This is a genomic window from Aliinostoc sp. HNIBRCY26 (assembly GCF_050235535.1).
Classification (GTDB): domain Bacteria; phylum Cyanobacteriota; class Cyanobacteriia; order Cyanobacteriales; family Nostocaceae; genus Trichormus.
Window position 1 is genome coordinate 6594318 of record NZ_CP189852.1, and the last position, 12763, is coordinate 6607080.

Below are 12763 nucleotides of genomic sequence, written 5' to 3' on the forward strand. Positions count from 1 at the left end.
GTGGGTAACTTTAGAAGCTATGAGGGACTGGTATATATGAAACGTGATTTTACCGCAGTTGTTGGGGCTGGCTTTCTGACCCTCAGTATGGCTATTTTGCCTTTAAGTCTACCGGCTCAAGCTCAAGTTAATACTACTGATCCCAGAGTGGATAATGCTCCCAGAACCACGACTTACAATGACCGTAACGATTTTGATTGGGGTTGGTTGGGTTTAATCGGTTTGTTGGGTTTAGCTGGGTTAGCAGGAAGAAAACAGCACGATGAGCCAACTCGCTATCGTGATCCTAATGCTCCAGGAGCTACTAGCTATAGAGAATAGAATCAAAAGTGCTGAGTGCTGATTGCTGAGTTCAAACACCACCCACTCATGTTTAAAAATCATTGAGTCAGAAAAATACTCAGCACCGAATAAACGCCGCACTTCTCCTAACAGCACTGAGTTTGATGAACTGAGAGCGGAGATAATCAATAATATTCTTCCTCTCCACCCGCCTCCGTTCACTCAAGTAATGAGAGACTTTTTTAGTCAGCAGTTCCTTGGGGCGAATTACCCGCTAGAGTTTGGTCTTGGGTTAATGGTGTCCAGTAGCTAGCAATTAAGGCGACCATTAACCACCAGAGAGTATTGACTTCAGGACGAAACCAAATTGTGTCTACTGTACCGTGAGCCAGCATTCCTAAAAGAGTGGCAAATGCTCCAATTAACCAAAATCCTTCTAAGTTATTAGATTGCCTTAAGCGACGTAATTGTAATAAGGCTGTATTAAAGGTGACAATGATGAGCCAGAGAAAACAGGCAAGACCGACAAAACCAGTTTCTACAGCCACCTCTAGGAAAATAGAATAGGCACTCAAAGCACTATAACGAGGGCGTTGGTAGAGAGGATAGATTTTATTGAAGGAATTGTGACCTGGGCCAATACCGATGATCGGGCGATCGCCGATCATTTCAAATACAGCATCCCAAACATTACGACGGAAGTTATTACTGCTATCTTGGCGATCGGCAAAAATGCTAAACACCCGCAGGCGGACTGGTTCTACAAACACAACTGCGACTAACAATAGAAAAAACAAACTTCCGAAGAGTATGACCAGTGACCATGTACGCCAAAATGGGGGCATTTGTACACTCCACCAGTAGACTAACAAAGCACTCGTCGCTAACATTGCCACCAATAACCCAATCCAACCACCACGGCTATAAGTTAAAACTAGGCAGAGTGTATTGACAATTAGCATAGTTAATGCTAGTGATTTTCTAATCCAGCCTTGCCAAACAAAAATCGCTACCAGACTAAAAACTACAGCCGGGACAAGATAACCAGCTAATAAGTTAGGATTACCTAAGTAACTATAAACCCTAGTGGTTTTAGATAGGGGGGACTCTGGATCTACCCAAGTGGCTAATTGGGCTGCACCATAACGCCATTGCCGCAGACCATATACACTGACAATCAGTGCTGCGTGTAAGTAGATGGTAATTATTACAGACCTGATTCGAGGCGATCGCAATACCCTAGCGCATAAGGCGAATAGCAACAAATACAGCGTTAAGGTCGCTAAATCCGTTATTGCGGCTTTTTTGACGGGTGATAGTGCTGTAGCCACTACGGCAACTCCCCAGTAAAGCAAGACCAAAAGATGAATCGGAGTCACCAGGGAATTAGCTAATGATGTTGGTTGATCAGCTAAAGTCATCAATAGCCAAAAACCCACGCAGGCTATTAACAATACACCAACAAGAGTGCTAGACACAAAAGGAGCAAGTGCATACACAAGACTCAAAAGGGTAGCTGCAATCACATCTCCCCACTGAAGTAACACACTAGCTTCCCGCCAAGAAAACAACAATCCCACCAACAACCGATGTAAATAACTAGTGGAAAGATATTGTTTTGGTGGTAAATACGATAAAGTCAACCTTTGCCAGACTAAATTCATAAAATCCACTATGATCAATTAGCAAGCCATATTAACACTTAGGACTTGATCATAATGCGGCTTAGGTGATGAGTCATTCAGCCATCAATAATTAACTATTGTTAATTCTTCAGCATCGACAAACGCCAGAAAAACTTTTTTTTCTGCTTTTGCCGTCATATTATACCAAATGGGGATAGGCACTATTGTTTTGCGCTTCTAGAATAGCCTATGTATCTTGGCTTCCAATCTAAAATCCACCAAAATGATTTTTTAGGCAATGTCGTTGTTTTCCGCAGAACTATTCATTTGCAAGGGTACAGTTAGTACATAACGATGCCCTGATTGGGGCGAGCCTTGGATGGCAATTTGTCCACCGTGTAACTCTGCTAACTGACGACTCAGTAATAACCCTAAACTTTCCCGCGATAAATTACTTTTTCCTGGGATGACGTTCTCCTCGGAATCTATACCCAAAATATCATTGCGATCGCTTTCTAGTGTTTGCAATTTCTCCAGTGTCACAGGTAAACTTGTCATTTCCTCATGATTTTCTAAATGCAAACCATAGGGTGCGGCTTCGCCAGTCAACTCCATCAGTGACAGTGAATTGAGGCGGAAATAAGGATCAACTTCCGTAATCCCATCCCCTAACCAGGGATGAGAAGCCCACACAGTAATATTGAGCGTATTTTCTTTGTAAGACACATGAATACGAACAATACTCCCAGTGGCAGACATTTGAATCACACTAAAAATCAGGTGATATAATATTTGCCGGACTTTATCTTTGTCTAAAGGCCAAATCCGTCCACGTCCTGGTTCAATTGACAAACGGATATCTTGATCACGACGATTAGCTACTTCTTCTAAAGTATTAATCGCCTGTTGACACAGCATTTCTATATCTACAGGAGCTAAATTGATGGTAGTAGCGTTTTCATCCATCGCTCCTAGTTCGGTAATTTCATTCACTAAAGACAGTAAGTAACGACCACTGTGTTGAATGATATCTACATATTCTCTTTGTTTATTTGTTAAAGGCCCGTAAATCTCTCGCCCTAAAACACTAGCCATGCCTAATACAGATGTCAAAGGCGTGCGTAATTCTTGGGTTAATTGGGCTAAAAGTTCTAATTTGATCTGCTTAGTTTCGTGAGGTTCTTTTTCTAAACTGGTAATTGTAACTTTAGATACCGTATTATTCTCTTGAGTCAGTGACAACGAACTGGCAGTATTTGAGGGTAATTTTTCTGTTTGTCCCAGAAATAGCAGTCGGTTACGCTCAAATTCACTCATGCTCCAACGAGCAATAATCTGTAAAAATTCAACGTCGCGATGCGTAAAATTACGGGGCAATAGATCCATGACTGCTAATGCACCCAAGCAATTACCACTAGCATCAATCAATGGCGCGCCCAGATAAGCACGGATACCATATTCTTGCACCAATTTGCTGTTTAACAGTGCAGTGTCCGTAATATTTTGCGTATCATTAATCACAATAGTTTGCAGAGTGTCTACCACCTGGGTACAAAAAGACTCGCCCCGCAACAACTGACGATTCTGCGCCAAACTATTCATTAAACCTAGTCTGGATAAGCCGACGGCAGATTTGAACCAATGGCGTTCTTGATCGATAAATCCTAAAACAGAAATTGGTGCTTCTAAAAAATGTGCTGCCGTTTGAGTGGCTTCTTCAAAAACTGGTATGGTTTCTGGTTGTCTTAAACCTAATTCTGACAACGCTTTGAGACGTTGCTGTTCTCTTGTGTCTTGAGCAGCCCAACCATCTCTAGGGACTAATAATTTGTTATCCGGCTCTACCATTCCCACCGCTACCTTAATCATTGCTCGATACTGTAATTTATATAACCACTTTTGCTGGGTTATGATTTACTATTCTTAAGCATTCCCCAATTTAGCTGCCGACAAACAAACTAAAGACAAAAATTTTTTATTCGGCTGTAAAATCATCTACGTAATTGTGTAACTCATCTATTGTGAAGTTACAACTAGCAGGTAGCGTTAGTTTACAGTTTAATCAGGGTATCCTAACCGTAGGAATACAGAGAGGGTAAATAATTCACAATTGAATCAGTTTTATCATCATCAATATGGTGATGATACCAAACTCATTGATATGACTTCTATGGGCTGCAAACCATTTGGAATCAAGACTAAAGTATGAATAGTGACTCATAAAGATGACTGGTCAATTAGGGTAGTAAAGCGTTTTTTATCTTGAGAAAAAATTTTGGATAAATTAGTAAATTGCTACTTATATAAATTTCGCGTGAATTACCATAAATAGTAATCATAACTCTTCTCGGTGAAATAACAGATTAAAGCTGGAATAAAATCTGCTTAATTATAAGTATTGACACGAGATATTTGGCAACTGTAAATCACCATTCCCCAGCAGGATAAATTGCTGCTCAAAGTCTTAGGTGATCTCTGTATGCGACAACTGTTATAGTAAAAAATCACCAGTAAACTATATAGTAAGCAAGTATTTTTACTGTGATGTCTGTAAATCTTTAAAGAAACCGTTACATTTGATGGAGAGGTGAACTAACAATGACTGATCAGATCATCCCCTTTGTGGATTTAAAATGGCAGCATGATGTAGTTAAACAGGAAATCCAGCAAGCAGTTGAGACAATCTTGCAGCAAGGCGATTTTATCTTAGGAAAGGCTGTCACAGAATTTGAAAAAGCATTTGCCCAAGCATCAGGGGCAGAATATGGAGTAGGAGTAGCATCGGGGACTGATGCGATCGCTTTAGGTTTGCAAGCCTGTAACATCAAATCAGGGGATGAAGTCCTCTTACCAGTCAATACCTTTGTCGCCACCCTGATAGGAGTTCTACAGGCGGGAGCAAAACCCGTACTTGTAGATTGTGATCCCCAAACAGCTTTAATTGACTTAGAAGCAGCAGCCAAAGCCGTCACGCCTCAGACTAAAGCCATTATCCCCGTCCATTTGTATGGTCAGATGGTACCACCCAAGCAGCTATTAGATTTTGCTGACACATACAAGGTATTAATTTTTGAAGATGCTGCCCAAGCACATCTAGCCCATAGAGATGGATATCAAGCGGGTTCTGTAGGTACAGCCGCAGCCTTTAGTTTTTACCCCAGCAAGAACTTAGGGGCGTTGGGAGATGGGGGAATGCTGGTAACGCGCGATGCAGAAATAGCCAAAAAAGCTGCCCGAATCAGAAATTATGGTTCATCGCAAAAATACGTGCATATTGAAATGGGTACAAATAGCCGTTTAGACACCATTCAAGCGGCTATTTTACTAGCGAAGTTACCACATTTATCACAATGGAATCGCGATCGCCTCACCATTGCCCAACAATATGATTTAGAACTAGCACCCCTCACGGCGGCTGGTATTGTTCCTATGCAAAACCAAAGTGGCGACGGTCATATTTATCATCTTTACGTCGTGAAGGTGGATGATAATTGCCCTATAGACCGTCAGCAACTCCAAACAGAACTCACACAAGCAGGAATTCAAACAGGTATTCACTACCCAATTCCTTGTCATCTCCAACCAGCTTTTACTTATCTAGGGTATCAACAAGGAGACTTTCCCCAAGCGGAAAAACTAGCACAACAAATATTATCCTTACCGATGTATCCAGGCTTAAGTCATAGTCAAGCCAGAGAAGTTGTAGCAGCTATTAGCAAGTTCGTCACGATTGAGAATAAAGTCAATAGTCAATAGTCAATAGTCATTAGTCATTAGTCAATAGTCATTAGTCATTAGTCAATAGTCATTAGGGAACAGGGAACAGGGAACAGGGAACAGGGAACAGATTAATATTCATGCCCAATGCCCAATGCCCAATGCCCTATTTCCTATTTCCCATTTCCCATTTCCCATTTTTTGACTTTCAAGTTAGGATACTGAGAAAGAAAGTATCAATTGAATTGCTGATAATTATGGCACTTCAACAACAAATTAAAAACAGAGACGCAAACCTATTACTAGGTATAGGAATTTTCGGGATATTAGTGTTGCTATACGCGCCTATCCTGCTGCATTGGGTGGATGGATGGTTACACAAAACTATCAGTATTGAACATGAATATTTTAGTCATGGTTTAATTGGTCTACCATTTGCTGCTTATTTGACTTGGCAAAAGCGAAAACAATGGCAACGCCTACCTAATAAATCTCATCCTCTGGGTATATTTTTATTAGTAATTGGCGGAATTTTTTACTTAAGTGGAGTAACAGAGTGGGTGAATTTATCTTTACCCACTATACTTGTAGCTTTATGTCTGTGGTTTAAAGGTTTTCCCGGCATAAGATTACAGGGATTCTCTTTGATTCTCGTACTACTAGCAACACCTACAGCAGTACCTTACCTAATAGCACCTTACACCTTTCCTCTACAGAGTTTCATCGCTACTACAGCAGGTTTCATCCTTAACCAATTTGGTATGGAAGTAGTTGTAGACGGTATTAACATTTACGTTGGCGGAAGAATTGTAGAGGTTGCGCCCTACTGTGCAGGCTTAAAAATGCTTTTTACGACAATCTATGTCAGTTTGATGTTGTTGTATTGGACAGGGGCTTTAGCTTCACGGCGGGTAACATTGTGGTTTTTATCAATGGCAATTGTGATCAGTGTCATTGCCAATATTATTCGTAACACCTTACTCAGTTTCTTTCATGGTACTGGCAAAGAAGGTGCTTTTACATGGCTGCATGATAGTTGGGGAGGCGACCTATATTCAGCTCTTATGTTACTTTCTCTAGTACCTCTGTTGAATTGGCTAGATCAATTACTCTCGCCATCACCGGAAATTCAACCAGAATTAGAAGAATCAGAGACTTCTGATTAAGAAATATTTCATTTTCTAAGTCTAAGGATCAGGGAAGGGAGTGCTGAGTGCTGAGTAATGAGTAATGAGTAATGATTGAAGTTTTTCTTCCCTTGCTTTCTCAGTTCCCAATACTTCGACAAGCTCAGTACAAGTCCCCAGTCCCCAGTCCCCAGTCCCCATTCCCTAGTCCCCAGTCCCCATTCCCTAGTCCCCAATCCCCAATCCCCAATCCCCAATCCCCATTAACCCTTAATTCCACTGAACCTACAGTGTCATTTTTTCAGGTAGAATTTTGCTTGAATATAGCAATTTTTACTGATGCTTTCCCTATCTAAACTATTTAAATACAAGTATTTGCCTCATTTTATAGTGCTGTTGCTGTTGCTTCTATTACTAATAACAGGAGCAGTACCAGGTTACATCACAGGCAAATGGCAATGGAAAGAACCTCCACCTGTGACTAATCTCAACTTAATCAAAAAGATACGTAGTCAGGGTTTAACTTTGCCTGGGTGGAAAACCGTTGAACAAGTAGAACAGCAAATAGGTGAACATAAATGGTCTTTACAGGTACTTCAACAAGAAAGTACAAAAAACAAGGCCATTTTGTTATTATTGCCACAAAATGGCCCCAAAGACCAACCGGAAATTGAATGGACAGACGTTAACGGCTGGGGTAAGGGACGCTGGGGAAAATGGGACATAGCGCAAGAACGTTCAGCTAGGTTTGTTGTCAAAAAATCCTCTCCAGGGGGAAATACGGAAACTACGGTAGAGGCGCAGTTTTTCCGCGTTTCTACCAATCAAGACACTTTTGCGGTTTTACAATGGTATGCTTTACCGCATAGTGGATATTACACTCCGTTTCGTTGGTTTTTAGCAGATCAGTTAGCGCAATGGCAAAAACAGCGTCAACCTTGGGTTGCTGTCAGTATTCTTGTGCCTATGGAACCTTTAGGCCAGGTGGAAACTACTTGGCCTTTAGCACAGTCTATTGGTGAAACAGTACAATCTACACTAATGACTGGGGTTTTCAATACTACTAAATAAGTATAATCACTCCTGGCAATCCACTCTCAAATCAGTAACGTTCATTTTTAACACCTGTGATATGCGTGTATTTAACGCCCTATTTTGTTTAACTTTTCAAGTATGGGTTTTCTTAAATATTTTTCAGCCTGTTTTTGCTCAAGCACCAACACCACCTTCAGAGGAGTTACCAGTTAAATTCCCCTCTCCACCACCAGATAGAGAAACAACACCAGCTAGCAATAATAATGAAATTGCACCTCAATTCAATCGTTATTTGTTGGGGCCTGGGGATGTCATTAATGTGACCTTTGAACGTCCTCCTGGCCCCTATCGTTTGGGAACTGGAGATGTAGTTAGTGTGATTGTGCAACGCTTTCCAGATTTGAGCTTTCAAGCAGCAATTAACCCAGAAGGTAATATCATTGTTCCACTATTAGAAACAGTGCCACTGCAAGGTTTAACTCTACAAGAGGCACAAGAGAGAATCCGTTCTTTGCTCAATCGTTATGTAATTAATCCTGTTGTAGTTTTATCTTTAGCGACGGCGCGTCCAGATTTGAGTTTTCAAGCTCAAGTGAGTCCAGAAGGCAATATTGTAGTGCCGCAAATTGGTACGGTTTCTGTACAAGGCTTAAGCTTAGAAGAAGCACAGGAAAAGATTCGTTTAAGTCTGAGCCGGATTACAGTTGATCCTTTATTGGTCGTATCTTTAGCTAATCCTCGTCCGGTGCAGGTAACTATTAGTGGGGAAGTATTTCGTCCAGGTATTTATAATGTTTCTGCTGCTTTACCCCGTGTAGCTGATGCTTTGTTGTTAGCTGGTGGTTCTAGTATTACTGCTGACTTACGTCAAATACAGGTACGTCGTCGCCTGACGGATGGTTCAACGATCGCACAAAATATCGATTTATACGGCACATTGCAAAACGATGGTTCATTACCTAGTTTACGTCTGCAAGATGGGGATGCGATTATTGTGCCGAAACGAGAAATCGGTGCAGATGATGGTTATGACCGCCTTTTAGTCTCTCGTTCTTCCTTAGCTACACCACAAATTAGAGTCAGAGTCTTAAATTATGCGGCTGGGGGACTTGTGACACAAACTCTGCCTAATGGTAGTAACTTTGTAGATGCTTTGGGTGGAATTAACCTGGATACGGCAAATCTGCGGGATATGGCTTTAATTCGCTTTGACCCAGAACGAGGTAGAGCTGTCACTCAATCATTAGATGCGAAAAAAGCCTTGAGTGGTGATGTTTCTCAAAATGTGCCACTGCAAGATAATGATGTGATTGTTGTGGGACGCAACCTGATTGGACGTATTACTAACTTTCTTAGCACTATTACTCAGCCATTTTTCAACGTGCGTTCGTTCCTCAATTTCTTTAATAATTTTGGTGGTGGCAATTAAGAAGAAATTTTTTAATATGTTTAGTTTGTCAAGACACAATCAAGAATGTAGCAAAATGAAACACGGGGGTGACTAAAGAATCATTGATCATGAATAATAACTAGTAACTACAATGACAACTAGCGATCGCCGATTCCATCAACCATCGTCTGTTTACCTATGTTTCTGTTATGACCCCACCAATTGTTAAGCGTTACATCATTGCTTTTGAAAAATACAAATGGGTTGGACTAGCCAGTTTTGCTTTAATTGTGGCGGGGTCAACAGTAGTGGCTATCCAGCCAGAGCCACCACCAACCTACATAGCTGACAGCGCATTAACCTATTCCGGCCCGCCTGTGTCTTTTTCTACAACTGGTAGCGAAATTCAAGAACAGGGTAAAGAACTAGATGCAACATCTTTGCTCTCAGACCAGCTAATTGAAAGCGTCTCGACAACGGTGGGTATCAAACCGAAAGTTTTGGCTAGTAGCGTAGACCTCAAGTTACCAAAAAGAAACGCTAGAACTGGGAAATTAGACTCGAATACCATTGAACTTAAATATCGAGATACTGATCCTAAACGCGCCCAAGAAGTCGTCAAGGCGTTAATGGATGGCATGATCCAGTACAGTAGCGATGTCAATACAACGCGTTTAAGAGCCATTATTGGAAAAGTTAATGAACGCATCCCACAAGCTAAATCAGAACTACAAGCAGCTGAAAAGAAACTAGAAATATATGACCGTCGGGAACGTCCCGCCATATTGGCAGCAGAAAACGGCAGTTTATTAAATGCTGTCACCAACAGTCAAAACCAACAGCGAATTATTCAACAAACTATTACTGGGATTGATGCCCAAATTCGTAGTCTCCAAGAAAAGTTAGGGTTAAATGTTAATCAGGCTTACGTTTCTTCGGCTTTAAGTGCTGACCCAATTCTGGCTGATTTACGGACACAACTTTATCAAACTGAATCACAAATAGCTCTGCTGAGTAAGGATCTACGACCAGAACATCCCACCATGATCCAGTTAATGCGGCAAAAACAAGCTGCTGAGGAATTGCTGCAACAAAGAGCCGCAGAGGTGGTTGGTGGTGGTGGTACAGCCGCACCTTTGGCGGGAAATATCACAGGTATCCGCGCGCAAAGTAACCTTGATCCAGCAAGACAACAGTTGGCAAACCAGATGGTGGCTTTGCAGACGCAACGGGAAACCCTGCAACAACAATTAGCACAACAAGTCCGCGAAGAACTGCAACTGCGTCAGGAGTATTCCCAAATACCTAACAAACAGTTAGAGCGATCGCGCTTAGAACAGGAAGTGGCACTCAAAAAGGCTGTGTTTGATCAAATGCAGGCTAAACTCACTGATGCTAGAACAGCTGAAGCTGAAACAGTCAGTAGTTTTAGTGTTGCCAGAGGCATCACTGTAATCGCTGATGCCAAGAAACCTAAGAGTGTAGTCTTAACTTTAGCTGTGGGTGGGTTCTTGGGTTTTGTAGTTGGCGGGGGGATCATTTTCTTATTGGGTTCTCTCGAAGGTACATTCCGCACCAGAGAAGATATCCGCGACAGCCTCAAACAACGGGAAGTTGCCTTGCTGGGAGAAATACCTTTAATGCCTGTGGATGATTTACCACCAGAAGGTATACCCGTGGTGTTGTCTGCTGAGTCTGTGTATTTAGAGTTTTATGAAAAGCTACGTAGTAACCTGCGCCGCTTTGGTGGAAAGAACTTAAAAGTAGTATTAATTACTAGCACCAGCACTAATGAGGGTAAAACTACTAGTGCTTACAACCTGGGGATTGCGGCAGCGCGCGCAGGAAAGAGAACTTTGATCATTGAAACAGATTTGCGATCGCCTTCACGCTGTTTATCACTCAGAGTCAACCCAGACCCCGATGCCAATCTAGAACCCCTGCGTTATTACGGCAGCTTAAGCGAATGTATCCGCCTAGTCCCCGATGTGGAAAACCTCTACATCATTCCCAGTCCTGGCCCTGTACGCCAATCTGCGGCTGTCTTAGAGTCGAGTGAAATCCGGCGGCTGATGGAAGATGTACGGGAACGCTACGATTTGGTCATCTTAGATACTCATCCCCTGAGTTTATCTAATGATGCCCTCTTAATTCAACCTTACAGTGATGGCATGGTCTTAGTAGCAAGACCTAACTACACGCAAGAAAATATGTTAGGTGAAGCAGTTGATCAATTAGTAGAAGCTGAACTGGGTTTAGTAGGAACTATCATCAACGGTGCTGACATCACTATTTCCCTACCTCCTTCAGTGGAATCTGTATCTACAGAGGAACCTGAAATTCAAGATGAAGCAACAGAAGTTTCTGTTGGTGCAAATAGTCAATAGTCAAGTCGCTTTGCTCCAATTCAAAATTCAAAATGACGCTCGCGGACTCGCTAACGCTGCGCTAACAAAATTCAAAATTAAAGACAATTAGTGGTGGCTTGAACCTACCACTAATTGAAGACCGCTAAATTTAGAATTTAGCGGGGTCATTAGTCATTAGGGGTAAAAAAAGGCGAAAGTAAAAAGCTCTTACTTTTGCCTTTTGCCTTTTTCCTTTCGCCTTTTTTTTCTTCTTAATCGCGTTTGAATAGCCCAAATAAAGGTGCGAGAATCATCCCAAATACAAAGCCACCAATGTGCGCCCAGTAAGCAACTCCGCCTGTTTCAACACTCATATTGGCAGTAGCTTGTAGGCTAACTAATCCAGAGATGACATTTTGAATGAAGAAAACCCCAATCAATATCATGGCTGGAATACTGATTGTAGTTACGAAAAAACCTAAGAACAGCAAAGTTGTTACCCTAGCATGGGGAAAGCGGATGAGATACGCACCTAATACGCCCGAAATTGCACCGCTAGCCCCCAACGATGGGATAGTTGAAGACATCCCAATGAACCACTGACACGCAGCAGCTAAAGCACCACAAGTTAAATAAAAAATGAGGTATTTGAAATGACCAAGACGGTCTTCGATATTATTACCAAATACCCAAAGAAAAACCATATTAGAAATTAAGTGCCACCACCCCCCGTGTAAAAATTGGGAGGTAAATAAAGTTGTCCACTCCCCAGCTAAATTAGTAGTTAATTCTTGTGGGACTACTGCATATTGATTAAAAAAAAGATTCAACTGCTCATTCGACAAACTCAATTCATGCAGGAAAATTAGAACGTTCATCCCAATTAAACCGTAAGTAAAATACGGTGTGATGCGGGTCGGGTTGTCGTCGTAGAGTGGAAACACAGGTGCTTTTCCTAATGGTTACTAATTGCAATATAACTCGAATTCATAGCCTATGTATTACCACACTGTCATTAACGTATTTTCCAGATAAGTACACATAGGTGAAAACGTTTGCAGCCCCCATACCACAATTAGGATTAAGTTCGTAGTAAGGACTTTAGTCCTTTTCTTTTCAAGTAGCTTGCTTCTCCAGAGGGGTAAACTACAACCTTTAATTATTTACCTTGTTCTAGCTTGAAAAAGGGGTATAGGGGTTTAGGGGTTTAGGGTAAAAACTTTTTCATGTTTTCTTGTG

General features: G+C 41.6%; 10 protein-coding genes. 7 read left to right on the top strand and 3 right to left on the bottom strand.

The features are described from left to right. The first annotated feature begins 36 nt into the window (after positions 1-36). Complete coding sequence (locus tag ACQFX9_RS27815; protein ID WP_103136165.1) at positions 37-321, top strand: WGxxGxxG family protein; 285 nt, start codon at positions 37-39, stop codon at positions 319-321. A 203-nt stretch (positions 322-524) separates the two neighbouring features. Here ACQFX9_RS27815 and ACQFX9_RS27820 read toward each other — a convergent pair whose 3' ends face one another. Next, positions 525-1946 carry an IctB family putative bicarbonate transporter gene (locus ACQFX9_RS27820; protein WP_427159756.1) on the bottom strand — a complete coding sequence of 474 codons (1422 nt, stop codon included), beginning with the start codon at positions 1944-1946 and terminating at the stop codon, positions 525-527. Between the two features lie 252 nt (positions 1947-2198). Further along, positions 2199-3755 (bottom strand): GAF domain-containing sensor histidine kinase, encoded by a 1557-nt coding sequence (locus ACQFX9_RS27825; RefSeq protein ID WP_427163022.1) that lies wholly within the window; start codon positions 3753-3755, stop codon positions 2199-2201. Between the two features lie 750 nt (positions 3756-4505). Here ACQFX9_RS27825 and ACQFX9_RS27830 point away from each other — a divergent pair. The 6 genes from ACQFX9_RS27830 to ACQFX9_RS27855 all read left to right on the top strand — a co-directional run bounded on the left by ACQFX9_RS27830 (position 4506) and on the right by ACQFX9_RS27855 (position 11563). Beyond that, positions 4506-5663, top strand: a complete 1158-nt coding sequence (locus ACQFX9_RS27830; RefSeq protein ID WP_427159757.1) for a DegT/DnrJ/EryC1/StrS family aminotransferase — start codon at positions 4506-4508, stop codon at positions 5661-5663. Between the two features lie 218 nt (positions 5664-5881). Beyond that, positions 5882-6790: a cyanoexosortase B gene (gene crtB, locus ACQFX9_RS27835; RefSeq protein ID WP_427159758.1), complete on the top strand. Its 909-nt coding sequence runs from the start codon at positions 5882-5884 to the stop codon at positions 6788-6790. 71 nt (positions 6791-6861) lie between these two features. Beyond that, entirely contained in the window at positions 6862-7107 is a 246-nt protein-coding gene (locus tag ACQFX9_RS27840; protein ID WP_427159759.1) for a hypothetical protein, read from the top strand. Beyond that, positions 7091-7822 carry a cyanoexosortase B system-associated protein gene (locus ACQFX9_RS27845; RefSeq protein WP_427159760.1) on the top strand — a complete coding sequence of 244 codons (732 nt, stop codon included), beginning with the start codon at positions 7091-7093 and terminating at the stop codon, positions 7820-7822. Before ACQFX9_RS27840 ends, ACQFX9_RS27845 begins: the two co-directional genes overlap by 17 nt. A gap of 61 nt (positions 7823-7883) precedes the next feature. Then, the gene (locus ACQFX9_RS27850; RefSeq protein WP_427159761.1) at positions 7884-9215 is read left to right on the top strand and encodes a polysaccharide biosynthesis/export family protein; all 1332 of its coding nucleotides are present in this window, start codon (positions 7884-7886) and stop codon (positions 9213-9215) included. Between the two features lie 170 nt (positions 9216-9385). Beyond that, positions 9386-11563 (top strand): GumC family protein, encoded by a 2178-nt coding sequence (locus ACQFX9_RS27855; protein ID WP_427159762.1) that lies wholly within the window; start codon positions 9386-9388, stop codon positions 11561-11563. 233 nt (positions 11564-11796) lie between these two features. Here ACQFX9_RS27855 and ACQFX9_RS27860 read toward each other — a convergent pair whose 3' ends face one another. Further along, the gene (locus ACQFX9_RS27860) at positions 11797-12468 is read right to left on the bottom strand and encodes a rhomboid family intramembrane serine protease (protein WP_427159763.1); all 672 of its coding nucleotides are present in this window, start codon (positions 12466-12468) and stop codon (positions 11797-11799) included. Positions 12469-12763 lie beyond the last annotated feature (295 nt).